10 protein-coding genes are annotated in these 15,301 nt (G+C 71.8%); 7 read left to right on the top strand and 3 right to left on the bottom strand.

Translation table 11 applies throughout. The features are described 5' to 3' along the window. Position 1 precedes the first annotated feature (1 nt). From ACX9TP_RS22700 to ACX9TP_RS22690, 3 genes are read right to left on the bottom strand one after another with little or no spacing between them, the layout of a single operon-like run. Positions 2–3,127, bottom strand: coding sequence for an efflux RND transporter permease subunit (locus ACX9TP_RS22700; RefSeq protein ID WP_482981823.1), 3,126 nt, complete (start codon positions 3,125–3,127; stop codon positions 2–4). Continuing rightward, positions 3,124–4,347, bottom strand: a complete 1,224-nt coding sequence (locus ACX9TP_RS22695) for an efflux RND transporter periplasmic adaptor subunit (protein WP_482981822.1) — start codon at positions 4,345–4,347, stop codon at positions 3,124–3,126. Before ACX9TP_RS22695 ends, ACX9TP_RS22700 begins: the two co-directional genes overlap by 4 nt. 5 nt (positions 4,348–4,352) lie before the next feature. Beyond that, entirely contained in the window at positions 4,353–5,795 is a 1,443-nt protein-coding gene (locus tag ACX9TP_RS22690) for a TolC family protein (protein WP_482981821.1), read from the bottom strand. A 201-nt stretch (positions 5,796–5,996) separates the two neighbouring features. Between ACX9TP_RS22690 and ACX9TP_RS22685 the strand changes: the two genes are divergently transcribed. The 7 genes from ACX9TP_RS22685 to ACX9TP_RS22655 all read left to right on the top strand — a co-directional run bounded on the left by ACX9TP_RS22685 (position 5,997) and on the right by ACX9TP_RS22655 (position 15,260). Beyond that, positions 5,997–7,949, top strand: coding sequence for a MopE-related protein (locus ACX9TP_RS22685; protein ID WP_482981820.1), 1,953 nt, complete (start codon positions 5,997–5,999; stop codon positions 7,947–7,949). A gap of 2 nt (positions 7,950–7,951) precedes the next feature. Next, a complete protein-coding gene (locus ACX9TP_RS22680) occupies positions 7,952–8,650 on the top strand; it encodes an ABC transporter ATP-binding protein (RefSeq protein WP_482981819.1) in 699 nt (232 codons plus the stop codon). Between the two features lie 562 nt (positions 8,651–9,212). After that, on the top strand, positions 9,213–9,986 hold the full coding sequence (locus ACX9TP_RS22675) for an MlaE family ABC transporter permease (protein WP_482981818.1): 774 nt from the start codon (positions 9,213–9,215) through the stop codon (positions 9,984–9,986). Next, on the top strand, positions 9,983–10,729 hold the full coding sequence (locus tag ACX9TP_RS22670) for an MlaE family ABC transporter permease (protein WP_482981817.1): 747 nt from the start codon (positions 9,983–9,985) through the stop codon (positions 10,727–10,729). Before ACX9TP_RS22675 ends, ACX9TP_RS22670 begins: the two co-directional genes overlap by 4 nt. A gap of 8 nt (positions 10,730–10,737) precedes the next feature. Continuing rightward, positions 10,738–11,490: an ATP-binding cassette domain-containing protein gene (locus ACX9TP_RS22665; protein WP_482981816.1), complete on the top strand. Its 753-nt coding sequence runs from the start codon at positions 10,738–10,740 to the stop codon at positions 11,488–11,490. Continuing rightward, entirely contained in the window at positions 11,483–12,493 is a 1,011-nt protein-coding gene (locus tag ACX9TP_RS22660) for an MlaD family protein (protein ID WP_482981815.1), read from the top strand. The genes ACX9TP_RS22665 and ACX9TP_RS22660 overlap by 8 nt, the downstream gene beginning before the upstream one ends. A 16-nt stretch (positions 12,494–12,509) precedes the next feature. Then, positions 12,510–15,260 carry a phospholipase D-like domain-containing protein gene (locus ACX9TP_RS22655; protein WP_482981814.1) on the top strand — a complete coding sequence of 917 codons (2,751 nt, stop codon included), beginning with the start codon at positions 12,510–12,512 and terminating at the stop codon, positions 15,258–15,260. The last annotated feature ends 41 nt before the right edge of the window (positions 15,261–15,301 follow it).

Below are 15,301 nucleotides of genomic sequence, written 5' to 3'. Positions count from 1 at the left end.
TTCAGCCGTGGTGCGTGGCCGGCCGGGGCTCGTCGGTGCGAGGCGGGTGCGTCCCCGACTCGGCGTCCGGCTTCTTCCCCAGCTTCGCGCCCAGCCGCGTCTTCATCCGGTCCGCGATGACGTAGAAGGCGGGCACCACCAGCAGGCTGAGCACGGTGGACACGGACAGGCCGCCGAGCACCGCGATGGACATGGGCGCGCGCGTCTCCGAGCCCGCGCCCAGCGCCAGCGCCGCCGGCACGGCCGCCATCATCGTCGCGGTGGACGTCATCAGGATGGGCCGCAGCCGCACCGGGCCCGCGCGCAGCATGGCGTGGAACGCATCCGCCCCGCGCTCGCGCTCCTGCAGCGCGTAGTCAACCAGGATGATGGAGTTCTTCTTCACGATGCCCATCAGCAGCAGCAGGCCAATCATGCTGAAGATGTTCAGCGTGCTGCCCGTGGCCAGCAGCGCGAAGGCCGCGCCCGCCACCGACAGCGGCAGGATGGTGAGCACCGTGACGGGGTGCAGGAACGAGTTGAACTGCGCCCCCAGCACCATGTACGCCACGCCAATCCCGAGGAAGAGCGCGAAGAACAGGCTGCTCATCGAGTCGCGGAAGGCCACGCTGGCGCCGCCGGGCACCAGGCGCACGCCGCCCGGCAGGTCCTTGGAGAGCCCCTCCACCGTGGCCAGCGCCTCCTCCTGGTTGGAGCCGGGCGCCACGTTGGCGAAGACGCTGATGGCGCGCTCGCGGTCTCTCCGGGTAATCGCCTGCAGCGCCGGGCGCTCCTCCTGCGACACCAGCGAGGACAGCGGCACCAGCGCGCCGCTGGCGGTGCGCACCTTGAGCAGCGACAGGTCCTCGGGCCGCGAGCGCTGCCCGGCCAGCAGGCGCAGCCGCACGTCGATGCGCCGGCCGCCCGTGCTGTACTTGCCCACCCGCAGGCCGCCCACCAGCGCGTTGATGGACGAGGCCACCGCCTCGATGGGCACGCCCAGGTCCGCCGCGCGCGCCCGGTCCGGCGTGATTCGCAGCTCCGGCATGCCGAGCTGGTAGTCCGTGTCCACGTCCACCACCTTGCCGCTGGCCTGGAGCCGCTCGCGCACCTCCTGGCTGGCCGTCACCAGCGCATCCCAGTCCGAGCCGCGCACGCTGAACTCCACGGGGAAGCCGCGCTGCGCGGTGAAGCCCGACTGCGACATGTCCTGCACCACCGCGCGCAGGCCGGGAATGCTGTTGAGCTCCTTGCGGAAGATCTGCTGCAGCTCCGCCTGCGGCATGCGCTTGTCCGGCGGCGTCAGCGTGAGCATCAGCATGCCCGCGTTGACGCTGGACGCACCGCCGCCTCCGCCCACCGTCGCGAAGACGCTCTCCACCTCCGGCCGCGAGCTGGCGAAGGCCTCCGCCTTCTGGAAGATGCGGTTCGTTTCCTCCAGGCTGCTGCCCACCGCCGTCTGCAGGCGCACCATCAGCCGGCTCTGGTCCTGCGAGGGGACGAACTCGCCCGGCAGCGCGCGGAAGGCGAACACGCTCGCGGCCAGCAGCACCGAGGCCGTGCCCAGCACCCACCAGGGGCGCTTCAGGCCCCAGCCCAGCGCCCGCTCATACGCGCGCTCCAGCCGCGAGAAGGCCCGGTCCACCATCAGGCCCACCTTGCCGCGGCCCTCGCGCGACGTCTTGAGCAGCTGCGCGCAGCGCGCCGGCGCCAGCGTAATGGCCTCCACGTAGGACAGCAGCACCGCCACGCACAGCGTGACGCCGAACTGGAGGAAGAACTTGCCGATGATGCCCTTCATGAAGATGACGGGCAGGAAGATGGCCACCACCGCCAGCGTCGCCGCGAGCGCGGCGAAGGTGATTTCCGCGGTGCCCTCGCGCGCGGCGCTCACCCGGTCCTTCCCCTCCTCCGCATGCCGGAAGATGTTCTCCAGCACCATGATGGCGTCGTCCACCACGATGCCCACCGCCAGCGCCAATCCCAGCAGGGTGAAGGTGTTGAGCGTGAAGCCCAGGAAGTAGATGACGGCCACCGTTCCCAACAGCGACATGGGAATGGCGAGCACCACGTTCATCGTGCTGGACAGCGAGCCCAGGAACACCCAGCACACGAAGGCGGTGAGGATGCAGGCCAGCAGCAGCTCGAACTCGATTTCATGGACGCTCTCCTCGATGAACTTCGTCGAGTCGAAGCGGATGCCGACCTCCATGCCCTCGGGTGCGTCCTTCGCGATCTTCGACAGCTCCTCGCGCACCGCCTGGGCCACGGCCACCGCGTTGGCGCCGCGCTGCTTGCGGATGCCCAGGCCCTGCGCGGGCTGGCCGTTGACGCGCGTCAACCGGCGGATGTCCTCGAAGCCGTCCTCGATGAGCGCCACGTCGTTCAGGTACACCGGCTTCCCGTCGGCCTCGCGCACCACCAGGCCGCGCAGCGTGTCCAGGTCCAGCGCCTCGCCCATGACGCGCACGTTGACCTCGCGGCCCTCCGTCTCGATGCGGCCCGCGGGCAACTCCACGTGCTCGCGCTGGAGCGCGGCGATGACGTCCGTGACGGTGAGCCCGCGCGCGTCCAGCTTCTGCGCGTCCACCCAGATGCGCACGTTGCGCTCCAGCGAGCCGCCCAGCTGCACCTCGCCCACGCCCGGCACCGTCTGCAGGCGCTCCTTCACCCGGTAGCGGGCGAAGTCGCTCACCGCCTGCTGGGAGAAGGGCCCGGACACGCCCGCCCACATGATGGGCTGGTCCTCCGGGTTCGTCTTGGAGATGACGGGCGGGTCGATTTCGCGCGGCAGCGAGCGCTGCGCCTGGCTCACCTTCGCCTGCACGTCCTGCAGCGCGAGGTCCACGTTGCGCGACAGGTCCAGCTCCACGGTGATGCTGGCGCCGCCCTGGCGCGCGTTGGAGGTGATGCTCTTGACGCCCTCCACCTGCGTCACGGCCTCTTCAATGGGCTCGATGAGGTCGCTCTCCACCGCCTCGGGATTCGCTCCCTCCCAGGCGACGGAGATGTTGATGGTGGGGAAGTCCACGTCCGGGAACTGGCTGATGCCGATGCGCTGGGCCGCCACCAGTCCGAAGACGATGGTGGCCGCCATGATCATCCAGGCGAAGACGGGCTTCTTGATGCAGGCTTCCGTGAGGCTCATCTGCGGGCACCTCCGCCCTTGCCTTCATTGCTGGCCTCGGGGCTGGCCTCGGGCTTCGGGCCCGGCTCGCCGCTGAGCGTGGGCCTGGGCGCCTGCGCCACGCGCACCGCCACCCCGTCACGCAGCGCCTCGGCGCCGCGCACCACCAGCGTCTCGCCGGACTTCACGCCGTCGAGCACCTCCACCAGGCCGTCCGCCGTGCGCATGCCCAGCTCCAGCACGCGCTCGCGGGCCTTGTCGCCCTCCACCACGAAGGCGAGGAAGCCGCGCTCGCTGGGGCGCACCGCCGTCTGCGGCACCACCGGGCTGCCGCCCCGCGTCTCCACCGGCACCGTCACCGTGGCGAACGTCCCCGGGCGCAGCGCCTTCGCGTCCTCGCCGGACACCTCGCCCGTCACCGGCACCATGCGGCTGGCGTCGTCCGCGGCCGCGGCCACGTGGGTGATCTTCGCGGTGAAGTTGCCGCCGCCGTTGCGGATGGTGAAGCGCGCCGCCATGCCGGGGGTGATTCGCGTCACGTCGGCCTCCGGCACGGTGAAGCGCAGGAGCAGCGGCTCGCGGCGCACCAGCGTGGCCATGACGAGGCCCGGCTGCACGTACTGGCCCGTCTGCACCGTGCGCGTCTGCAGCACCCCGTCCATGGGGGCGCGCACGTAGGCGTCACGCTGGTTGAGCTGCGCCTGGTCCAGCATCGCCTTCGCCGAGGCCACCTCCGCCTCCGCGGTGCGCGCGCGCGTCTGGTACGTCTCCAGCTGCTCGGCGGGCAAGAGGCCCGGCTTCGCCTCGTTGACGGCGGCGCGGCGCGCGGCGCCCGCCTTCGCCTCCTCGAGGGAGGCCTTCGCCTTGGCCAGCGCGGCCTCCGCGGAGCGCACGGCGATGGCGTAGCGCGCGGGCTCGATCTCCGCGAGCGGGTCGCCCTTCTTCACCGTCTGCCCCTCCGAGAACAGCACCCGCTCCACGGCGCCCCCCACGCGCGCGGTGATCTGCACGCGCTCGAAGGCCTCCACGGAGCCCACCGCGCTCACCACGTACTCCACGTCGCGTGTCTCGACCCGGGCGACCTCGACGGGGAACTGGATGGGCCCGCGGCCGCCGCCGCGCCCGCCCGGGGCCGCCGCCGCCGTGCCCGGGCCGCCCTTGGGGGCCTCCGCGTCCTTCTTGCATCCGGCACCCAGGGCCATCACGGCCACGGCCAGCGTCAGCGTTCCTGCGCGTCGCATCAGCTTCACGGTTCCTTCCCCAGCGGATCGAGTCCCACAGCCGCCCTGAGTCCCAGCAGCGCCACGCCCAGCGCATAGCGGCTCTGCGCCTGGGCCACTTCCGCCTCGAACAGGCTGACGGCCGCGTCCGCCACCGTCAGCGCGGTGGACAGGCCCTGGCGGTACAGAATCCCCTGCTCCTCGGCGTTCTGCCGCGCCGCGCGCACCGCCAGGTCGCTCTGGGAGAGCGCGGCCTGCGCATTCTCCAACCCCACCCTCGCCCGCTGGATGTCCACGTCCACGCGGCGCGTGCCCGCCTGCTCCTCCAGCTTCGCGGCCTTCGCCAGCGCCACCCGCTCACGACGTTCTGCATACCGCTCGCCACCGTCGAAGAGGCTCCAGGTGAGGTCCACGCTGAAGAAGCCGTCACCGGTGCGCCCGGTGAGGCCGGACTCGTTGGTGAGCCGGTAGGTGTACGACGCGCCGAGCACCGGCAGCAGGCGGGCCAGCGGCTCCAGCGCGTTGGCCTCCAGTGACTCCACGCGCAGCCGCGCGGAGAGGATGTCCGGGCGCCGGTCCGCCGCGTCCTGCACCACCGCCTGGTGGGAGGCCAGCGGCCGCGCCGCGTCCGTCAGCAGCGCATCCGGCGGGGCCAGGCCGCCCTCCACGGGCTCCACGAGCAGGTAGCCCAGCTCCAGGCGGCTCGTCTGCGCGGTGTTACGCGCGCGGGTGCGCTGCACGTCCGCGCTGGCCACCTCCAGCTCCGCGCGCGTCACGTCGTTGGTGCTGGCGAGGCCCGCCTCCGCGCGCGCCTTCGCGTCCTCCAGCGACTGGCGGGCGAAGGCGAGGCGCTGCTCGGCGGCCTGGAAGACCTGCTGGTCGGCCAGGGAGACGAGGAAGGCATTGGCCGCCTCGAAGGACACCTGGCGGCGGGCCTCCACCGCGTCCAGCCCGGCGGCCGCACCCTCCAGCCGCGCGGCCCGGTACAGGGGGAAGCCCCGGGCGTCGAAGAGGGTGACGCGTGCGAGGAAGCTGGCGCCGAAGGCGTTGTAGCGCTGAAGGATGACCTCCTGGCCGCCCACCTCGCGCGACGACTGGTTGGAGCGCCGCGTGTAGGTGCCCGTCGCCGTCAGCTCCGGGAAGAAGAAGGCGCGGGCCCGGGCCACGCGCGCCTGGGAGGCCTCGGCCCGCTGCTGGGCCGCCAGCGCGGACTCGTTGCGCTCGGCGGCCAGGGACACCGCCCGCTCCAGCGTCAGCGACGCCGCCTGCTCTCCGGGGGGTGCTGATTCCGCGCGGGGGGGTGCGGAATCCGCACCGGGCGCTGCGGATTCCGCATCCGGCGAGGGAGCCTGCTCCGGAGCCATGGCGGGCGAGCCGGACGTCCCCGCGTCCTGGGCCAGGGCCTGGGGCGCGGCGAGCGCGAGCCAGGCGCAGAGGGGCGTGGCGAGGACGGGACGGACGGTAGGCATGGGCGGGCGGAGAGGGGTCGAGCCAGGGGATGCGATTCGGCGCGCCATATAACGAAGGTGACGGAGGGGAACCATGGCCATTCGCGCGTCTGGACGGTGGCCAGTACGGCGGTCTATTGGGTCTGTTCAGGGTCTCCGGAGTTTCTGACCTCGGTGCGTCATGACGGCGGGCGCCTTGGCGCGCCCGGGAATGCACAAACGATGCGTTTATTCCTTCTGGGTGTGCTGCTGGCGGCGGTTTCCATCTCTGGGTGCAAGAAGGAGGAGGCGCCTCCGGCCGCGGGGGCCCTGCGGGTCTCCCTGGCCTATGCAACCTTCCAGCCCAGGTGCCTCACGCTGACGGTGGTGGACCTGGAGGACGCCTCTCGCACCGAGTCCAAGGAGGTGCAGGTGGTGCCGGGCGTGCGCAGCGACACGCGGACGGTGGCCATCCTCGGCCGCGACGGCTGGAGCCGGAACCTGCGCCTGACGGCCACCGCGCACGAGCGCTCCTGCAACGGGGCGCTGGTGGCGGAGCAGTCCGTGGAGGCCCAGATGCCGGAGGTGGGCGTCGCCGACGCGCGGCTGGACCTGCGCGCCGAGGACCTGGACAACGACAGCTATGTCTCCAACAAGGGCACGCGCCCGGGCACGGATTGTGACGACTCGGACGAGAAGGTCCATCCGCAGGCGACCGAGCTGTGTGACGGGGTGGACAACAACTGCGCGGAGGGTGAGGCCGACGCGCCCGGTGCCCAGGAGTACTTCGCGGACCGCGACTCAGACGGCTATGGGAGTGGCCTGGGGGTGCCCTCGTGCGTCCAGCCCGCCAGCACGGCCACGCGCGGCGGCGACTGCAATGACGAGGACGGCACCATCCGCCCCGGCCAGCAGGAGTCCCGCTGCGACAACGTGGACGAGGACTGCGACGGCGTGAAGGACGACGATGCCTTCGCCGTGGGCGCCGCGTGCACCACCGCCCTGGGCTGTCAGGGGCAGAATGCCTGCCAGGGCGTGTCCTCCACCGCGTGCGTCAGCGCCGAGCAGCCGGTGCCCTGGTTCCTGGACGACGACGGGGACGGCAGCGCGGGCACGGAGACGGCCGCCCGGTGTTCATCCCCTGCGCCGGGGGCCAGCACCACGCGCACGGACTGCGACGACGGCACGAGCCTCGCCTCCGGCACCGGCACCGAGGTGTGCGACCGGCTGGACAACGACTGCGACGGCGCGAGGGACGAGGACCTCGCCGGGTGCGCCGCGACGCCGTGGGACACGGACTCGGGGGTGGGCTCCGCGAGTGCGAGGTGGAACGCGGTGGCACCGTACGGTGGCAACCGGGGCTGGCTCGCGGGCGATGGAGGCCGGGTGCTGCACGTCAACGGCGACACCTTCACGGCCGTGGGGAGCTGTGCCGGCGACTGGAAGTCGGCCTGGGTAGCAAGCACCGGGCGCGTGTTCGTCGGCTCGAGTGCGGGCAAGCTGGCCACGGTGTCGCCGGGCGCGCTGGACACCTGCGCGCAGGTGGATGGCGTCGCGAGCAGCGCCATCAACGGCATGGTGGGCTTCGAGCAGGGACAGGGGGCCACCGTGCAGCTCTTCGCGGTGGACAGCCTGGGCCGCGTCATCCGCTGGGAGTACGTGGAGGGCGCTTCGAGCCAGGCCGCGCCCACGCTCGTCACCCAGGTGGCCGCCAACCTGCGCGCGATTCACGGGCTGGGCCCGGAGACGCTGCTCACGGTGGGCATGGAGGACGTCGGTGGAATCGAGCGCCCCGCCGCGTGGCGCGCTCCCGCGAGCGGTAGCACGTGGACGAAGGAGGACCTCGGCAATCCGGGCACCACGGGGTTCCTGCGCGCGGTGCGGGTGCTGACGTCCGGGCTCGCCTATGCGGCGGGCGACAAGGGCCTGCTCCTGGAGCGCACGGGCACGACGTGGACGAAGAAGCCCGTGCTCACGGTGTCGGGGGATCCGGTGGACCTGCGCGCGATGATGGCGTTCGGACGCACGGCCGTCTACGCGGTGACATCAGTCGAAAGAGACATCCGATTTTTCGACGGCGCGAGCTGGACCAGCGTCAACGTGCCGCCCAACACGCTGAATGCACTGGAGGCCACCGGCCCGGGTGACCTCTGGGGAGCGGGCTCCGGCGGCGCCCTGGTGCGCTGGCAACCCTGACCATGGACCTGCGCGCGGACGGCCTCACGGTGCGGTACGGAGCGCGCACGGTGCTGGCGTCGGTGGACTGCGCCCTGCCCCCGGGGACACAGGCGCTGGTGCTCGGGCGCTCGGGCTCGGGGAAGACGACGCTGCTGAAGGCGCTGGCGGGGCTGGTGACTCCGGCGGACGGACGCGTGCTGTGGGACGGGCAGGAGGCGGCGCGCCTGTCCTCCGCCGAGCGCCGGACGCGGCAGGCGGCGTTTGGAATGGTGTTCCAGACGGATGCGCTGTTCGACTCGCTCACGGTGCGGGACAACGTGCTGCTGCCCCTCACCCGCCGCCGCGTGCCGGAGGCCGAGGCCCGGACGCGGGCGGACGAGGTGCTGCGAGCGGTGGGCCTGGCGGAGGCCGCGGACACGCTGCCCGAGCGGCTGTCGGGAGGGATGAAGAAGCGCGCGGGGCTGGCACGGGCGCTGGCCGCGAAGCCTTCGGTGCTGCTGGCGGATGACCCGTTCGCGGGCCTGGACCCCGGCACGGCGCGGCAGGTGGCGCGGGTGCTGCTGGAGGTGTCCCGGGGCGGCACGCTGCTCGTCGCGGCCCCGGAGGCCCCGGTGGACCTGACCCTGCCCCGCTGGCTGTATCTGCGTGGCGGGAAGCTGGTGCATGACGGGCCCCCCGCGCCGGACCTGGAGCACGCACCGGACGAGGCGCTGGCGTGAGGCCGACGGCCAGGTCGGGGCACGGGTGCGGCCCGCACGAAGTGAGGCGCCCGCCGGTGGCTGGTGGCCGCGGAAGGAACGTTCATTCCGCGAGTCCCCCGTCCGAAGAGGTGGCCTGGGGCACAAACGTGGGTGGTCCCCTGGTGGCCGGCCGCTGCGGAAGGAACGTTCATTCCGCGAGTCCCACGCCCAAAGGGGTGGCAGGGGGCACAAACGTGGGTGGTCCCCTGGCGGCCGGTCGCCGCGGAAGGAACGTTCATTCCGCGAGTCCCCCGCCCGAAGGGGTGGCGGGGGGCACAAACGTGGGTTGTCACCAGGTGGCCACCAACTGCGGAAGGAACGTTCATTCCGCGAGTCCCCCGCCCGAAGGGCAGGCCTGGGTCGCAAACGTGGGTGGTCCCCCGGTGGCCTGCCGCTACGGAAGGAACGTTCATTCCGCGAGTCTTCCGCCCGAAGGGGTATGGGGAGCACACGTGGATTGCCCCCCGGTGGCCGGCTGCAGCGGAAGGAACGTTCATTCCGCGCAGGCTCTGGCGGCGGCGTGGCGTGCACGGGGGCTCGCGTGAATCCCCTCTCCTGGCTGGGCCGCACCGGCCTGGAAGCGGTGCGCGGCGCGGGGGCCCTGGGCCTCGTGGCGGGGCGCACGGTGCTGGGGCTGCCCAGACTGGAGCGGCGCGAGCTGGCACGAGCACTGGTGCAGTTCGGTTACGGCTCCTTGCCGCTGGCGCTGGCCACGGCGGCGCTGGCGGGCGTCATCGTGGTGCTGCAATCAGGCCTCTACATCCAGCGCTTCGGAGCACGGGCGTTCCTCGGCTGGGCCGCGGGGTACGGCGTGCTGTGGGAGTTCGGGCCGCTGTTGCTCGGGCTCATCATGTCCGCGCGCATCGGCGCGAGGAACGCGGCGGAGTTGGCCACCATGCAGGTGGGCGGGCAGATTGAAGGGCTGCGTGGAATCGGTCTGGACCCGTTCGCCATCCTCGTAGCGCCGAGGGTGGTGGCCATGGAGCTGAGCATGCTCGCGCTGAGCACCTTCACGTTCCTGGTGGCCATCCTCTTCGAGTCCGTGGCGGCGCTCCTCACGCTGGGGCTGCCGCTGCGCGTGTTCTATGGGACGTTCGCGGACATGCTGAGCCCGCTCGACATCCTCGGTGGGGTGGTGAAGACGGGCGCCTACGGCCTGGCCATCTCGCTGGTGTCCACGGCGGTGGGCCTGTCCGCGCGAGGCGGCGCCAGGGCCGTGGGCCAGGCGGCGGCGAGCGCGGTGGTGCGAGGCTGCGCGGCCATCTTCGTGCTCGACTTCCTGCTCACCTCGCTGCTGGCGGGGTGGATGGCATGAGCGCCGTGTTGTCCTTCTTCGGAGCGCCGGCGGTGATGCTGGCGCGCACCGTGCGGGCCTCGCTGCGAGACGGAGTGCCCTGGCGCGAGTCGCTGGCGCAGTTGCACGAACTGGGCGGGCGCAGCGTGTGGCTCGTCATGTCCGGCATGGCCTTCTTCGGCGCGGTGCTGGTGACGATTGCGAACAGCCAGGCCACGCGCTTCGTGGGCAACGTGGCGGTGCTCGGACCCGCGTACTTCGAGCTGCTCGTCCGCGAGCTGGGCCCGGTGATGTCCGCGATGCTGACGGCGTCGCGAGCGGGCGCCAGCCATGCGGCGGAGCTGTCCACCATGAGCGTCAACGAGCAGGTGGAGGCGCTGGAGATGTCCGCGGGAGACCCGCACGCGGACCTGGTGGCGCCGAGGGTGATTGCCGGGGTGCTCGGTGTGCCGATGCTGAGCGCGCTGGGCACGGTGGCGGCGACGCTGGCCGCGGTGACGGTGGCGAGCCTCGCCTTCGGAGTGGATGGGCGGGCCTTCATGGACCCGCGCTACGTTGACGGCTGGGACTTGCTCGCGGCGGGGCTGAAGGCGGGAGGCTGCGGGTTGTACATTCCGCTGGCGGCGGCGGTGGCGGGCCTGAGGGCGAGGGGCGGGGCCGAGGCGGTGGGCGAGGCCACCACCTCTGGCGTGGTGGCCGCGAGCCTGGGGTGCCTGTTGATCGACTTCACCGTGTCCCTCGCCTTCCAGCTGCTGCGCCTGTGAGCCCGAGTGTGAGTCAGAGCCCCTCCCCCGCCGACGACACGCTGCGCTTCACGGACGTGCACGTCGCGTTCGAGACGGGGCGGCAGGTGCTGCGAGGGCTGACGGCAGAGGTGTCCACGCGGGAGCTGACGTTCATCGCGGGGGCGAGCGGCTCCGGGAAGAGCGTGCTGTGCCGGATGGCGGTGGGGCTGCTGCGGCCGGACGCGGGACAGGTGGAGCTGTGGGGCGAGCGGGTGGACTCGCGGCCCGAGCGCGAGCTGGTGCGCCTGCGCCGACGGGCCCCGTACCTGGTGCAGGGCCCGGCGCTGCTGGACTGGCGGACGCTGCGAGAGAATGTGCAGCTGGCGGACCCGGAGGCGCCCGCCGAGGCGGTGGAGGCGGCGCTGGCGCAGGTGGGCCTGCAGGAGTGGGCGGACCGGCTGCCCCCGGAGCTGGGGCCCGGAGCGAAGAAGCGCGCGGCGATTGCGCGGGCCCTGGTGCTGAAGCCACGCTACCTGCTGCTGGACGAGCCGACGACGGGGCTGGACCGGAGGGCGGCGTCGCAGGTGGAAGAGGTGCTGGCGTCGTTGAAGGCGCGGGGGCTGGGCGGGTTGGTGGTGACGCATGACTACCGGCAGTTGAAGGGCCTGGCGGACCGGGTGCTGGTGGTGGCGGGAGGACGCTGTGCATACCTGGGCCCACCGGCCGGGTTCCTGGAGTCCTCCGCGCCCGAGCTCCGGGTGCTGACGGCGCCATTCATGGAGGGCGCGACGGATGGATGAGCGACGGTTGGAGCTGAAGGTGGGCGCCCTGGTGCTGGCGACGGTGGTGGGCGTGCTCGTGCTGCTGTGGCTGATGGGCGAGCTGTCGGTGGGCTCGAGCGCGGGGCTCGCGGTGGACTTCGGCCACACGGGCAACGTGGTGGAGGGCGCACCGGTGAAGCTGGGCGGCGTGCAGGTGGGGCGCGTTCAGGCCATCCGCCTGCTGCCCGAGCGCAGAGACGGACAGGGCAAGCCGATGCCGGTGCAGATGGAGCTGGCGGTGGCGCCGGAGGCCCTGGGAGCGCTGCGCACGGATGCGCGGGTGACGGTGGCCACGGTGGGCCTGCTGGGTGAGCCGTACCTGGAGCTGAATCCAGGGGCGGCCGGGAAGCCGCTGGGCGCCGGGCAGGCGGTGCGCGGGACGGATGCGCCGAGGCTGGACCTGCTCGCGGAGCAGCTCTCGCGCTTCGTGGAGATTCTCTCCGCGATGCTGGAGAAGGACCCGGAGGCGGTGACGGACCTGGCGGCGAACGTGTCGCGGCTGACGAAGACGCTGGACCGGATGCTGACGGAGAACGAGGGCGACGTGAAGGTGCTGGCCTCGGAGCTGGCGGCGACCTCGAAGGACCTGCGCCAGCTGGCGGCCTTCGCGCGTGAGTCCTTCCAACCCGGAGGCAAAGGAGCGCGGCTGCTGGATGACGCGGCGGCCACGGCGGCGGTGATGCGCAGCGAGCTGCCCGGACTGACGAAGTCCGCGGGCACGACGCTGGACGGACTGGCGGCGGTGACGGGCGCCCTGGGCCCCGAGGACGGTCAGCGCGTGAAGGTGGCGCTGGAGCGCTTCACGAACGCGGCGGGGCAGCTGGAAGGAATCGCCGCACGGGCGGACCGGGTGCTGGCGAAGATTGAGAGCGGAGAGGGCACGGCCGGGGCGGTGCTCCAGGACCCGACGCTGTACAACGAGCTGCGCACGCTGGTGACGGACCTGCGCAAGCATCCGTGGAAGATTCTCTGGAAGGACTGAAGGGTCACCCTCCGCCATGTTCCGACGCCTGCTCATCCTCTTCGATGCCAGTGCGAACCCGGAACAGGTGCTGACCGCCGCGCGGCGCCTCGCCCCCGCGCCCGAGAGCGTGCACCTGTACGGCCTGTCGCCCGAGCGCAGGGACCTCGAAGCACCTCGGCCGCCCAGCCTCACCTCGCTCGACCGACTCTGGGAAGGCGTGCGGGAGTGGCACGTGGAGACCAGCGTCGGCCACCAGCTCGAAGACCACCTGTCGACCGATGCCGTCACTCAAACGGCCCGGCAGCACGGCTCCGAGCTCGTCGTCATCGGCCCGCTGTTCGCCACGTCACCACGGGCCCGCGTGAGCACCCTCCTGACGCTCGCCATCCGTGAGCGACTGCACGTGCTCTCCGTCGGCGCGCATTGTCCCACGGCCCCCTCCCCTACTTCGCGACTGGCCATCGCGGCGGCGCCCGATGGCAGAGGGCTCGCCTCGGTGGCGGGCTTCCTCGCGAAGCACGCCCCGCCCACCGAGCTCATCGCCCTCACCACCCCGGAGGCACCCGAGAAGGCCGGTGAGCTCCAGACCCTCTCTCTCGCGCTCGGCGTCGCCGAAACGCTGCGCATCGAGTCCCTATCGAGTGGACCCATGGGGCGCGCCGAAGCCTTCGAAGAAGCCGCGCGGCGCTGGGGCGCGGACCTGCTCCTTGTCGCCACGGATGCGGTCGATGAGCTGTACGCGCGCCTGATTGGCGTCTTTGGAGCCAGGGCGCTGCAGGACGCCTACGTCCCCACGCTGCTGCTGCCTCGCACGCTCCCCTCCACCCCACTGTTCGAGGAGCGCTACGCCATCTCGGACTCACTGCTCCTGCCAGGACATGCGCCCCGTTTCGCCGTCGAACAGGCCTGGCTCCTGTCGAATGTCACGGTGCCCCCCCCCGGCGTCCTGACCGCCTTCGAGGGCGGCGCACCTCTCGGAGGCGCCCAGCACCAAGGCGGTGCCGTCGCACTGCCTGCCTCCTGGTTCGCCCACGTCCAAAAAGGGCACAGTCGGGCCCTCGCCTTCGCCTTCGACTCCGCCGCGAGACAGCTCGCACCGTGTCACTTGCTCGCTCCCGAGCGACCCCTGTTGCTCATCGACAGCCACATCACGCAGCCGTCGCTCCAGGAGACACTGACGGGCTTCGCGGACACGTGCCACCCCGTCTTCGTCCGCTTGCGCGACACCGAGCCGCTCGAGGCGCATCGGGAGCGGCTCCACAAGCTCATGCCGGGCCTCGCTGCGCCGCTCCTCATCGACGCCAGTGCCTGGCTCGAAGACGCGCGCGCCGACGATGTCCCGCGTCAGGTGGATGCCCAGCGGCTGCTTCGCGTGGCCATACGCCTCGCCATCGCGGGAGCAGCCATCTCCGCGGTCGTCACCCGGGACGAGCACAAGCCCGTCCACCCCTTCCTTCGCACCCTGACTCCGAACGAGCTGATGCTCCTGCCGGACGGGCATGCACCGGCGCCCCTTTCGATACCCGACGAGCCGGACAGCTTCTCCCGTGAGCTGACGCTCGCCGGAGGCGGCCGCTGCGTCGGCGGCCACACCATCGACTTCGAGCTCGACAACGCGAGTGCGCGGGAGACGGTGATTGCCGCCATCGACGGCGCCCGGAGCACCGTCCACTGGCAGTGCTACATTGTCGAGGACGACGGCGTGACGGCCCGCTTCGCCGAAGCACTGAAGCATGCGGCGGCGAGGGGCGTACGCGTGCGCCTGCTCGCCGATGCGCTCTACAGCGGGCATGACTCCTTCGGCGCGATGAACCCCGCGCTCGTCCACCTCTCCGAGACACCCAACATCGAAGTGCGGGCCATCGCTCCGCTGTCCGGGTTGCCGAACCTCCAGTCCCTGAAGCAGCGCAACCACCGGAAGCTCATTCTCATCGACACGGAGCAGGCCTTCGTCACGGGGCGCAACATGGGCGCGCCCTATTACACGGGCTTCGACGAGGTCGCCCTCCGGAGAACCTCCGACTACCGCGAGGTGCCGTGGCTGGACTGCGGCGCGCGGCTCTCGGGCCCGCTGGTCTCTGAGCTGGAACGCGCGTTCCTCGCGGAGTGGACCCGCGCGGGCGGGGAGGCCTGGCCGGTGCGCACCACGTCTCCGGCGGGAACCGTTTCCGCGCGGCTCGTCCTGCATGAAGGGCTCAAGGACACGCACACGCTGGACGCCCAGCTCGCGCTCATCCGCCATGCGCGCTCGCGCCTCGTCCTCGTGAACACCTTCCCGCTGCTCCTCGAGTTGCAGAACGCACTCGTCGCCGCGCTCCATCGCGGCGTGCACGTCGAGGTCCTCTTCGGCAGCGTCCGTCCCTACCATGGTCAGCAGGAATACTTCCCGGGCGGCACCATGCGCGAGGTCGCGGACCGCTACGTCCGCAGCCGCCTGGACGCGGTCATCGACGCGGGTGGAATCGCCTACGAGTTCGCGATGCCGCCGGCCCCAGGGTGGGAGCCCGAGCTGGAGCGGGTCTTCCCCCACGTCCACGCCAAGCTCCTGGTCTGCGACACAACGGCCGTCGCCGTGGGCAGCGCCAACCTGGACGTCACCGCGGCCTACTGGGAGAGCGAGGCACTGCTCGTCGTACACGACGCCCCCTTCGCAGACCGCATGCTCACGGCCCTGGCCCCGCTGCTCGCCCGCTCACGGAGGATTGACCGCGAGGACCCCCACTGGCGCACCGAGGCCGAGCAACGCGCGTGGGTCGGCCGCAACTGGCCTTCGTTGGTTGGCTGAGTCAGCCCGACACCCACCGCCCCGTCCCTGTACGGCAACAG

The organism is Pyxidicoccus sp. M15 (genome assembly GCF_056858435.1).
This window is presented reverse-complemented; position numbering and strand designations above follow the sequence as displayed.

What these genes read in the sequence shown, in the direction of transcription:
- ACX9TP_RS22685 (WP_482981820.1), top strand. Translation starts at nt 5,997, where the DNA reads ATGCGTTTATTCCTTCTGGGTGTGCTGCTGGCGGCGGTTTCCATCTCT.
- ACX9TP_RS22660 (WP_482981815.1), top strand. Translation starts at nt 11,483, where the DNA reads ATGGATGAGCGACGGTTGGAGCTGAAGGTGGGCGCCCTGGTGCTGGCG.
- ACX9TP_RS22680 (WP_482981819.1), top strand. Translation starts at nt 7,952, where the DNA reads ATGGACCTGCGCGCGGACGGCCTCACGGTGCGGTACGGAGCGCGCACG.
- ACX9TP_RS22670 (WP_482981817.1), top strand. Translation starts at nt 9,983, where the DNA reads ATGAGCGCCGTGTTGTCCTTCTTCGGAGCGCCGGCGGTGATGCTGGCG.
- ACX9TP_RS22695 (WP_482981822.1), bottom strand. Translation starts at nt 4,347, where the DNA reads ATGCGACGCGCAGGAACGCTGACGCTGGCCGTGGCCGTGATGGCCCTG.
- ACX9TP_RS22690 (WP_482981821.1), bottom strand. Translation starts at nt 5,795, where the DNA reads ATGCCTACCGTCCGTCCCGTCCTCGCCACGCCCCTCTGCGCCTGGCTC.
- ACX9TP_RS22655 (WP_482981814.1), top strand. Translation starts at nt 12,510, where the DNA reads ATGTTCCGACGCCTGCTCATCCTCTTCGATGCCAGTGCGAACCCGGAA.
- ACX9TP_RS22700 (WP_482981823.1), bottom strand. Translation starts at nt 3,127, where the DNA reads ATGAGCCTCACGGAAGCCTGCATCAAGAAGCCCGTCTTCGCCTGGATG.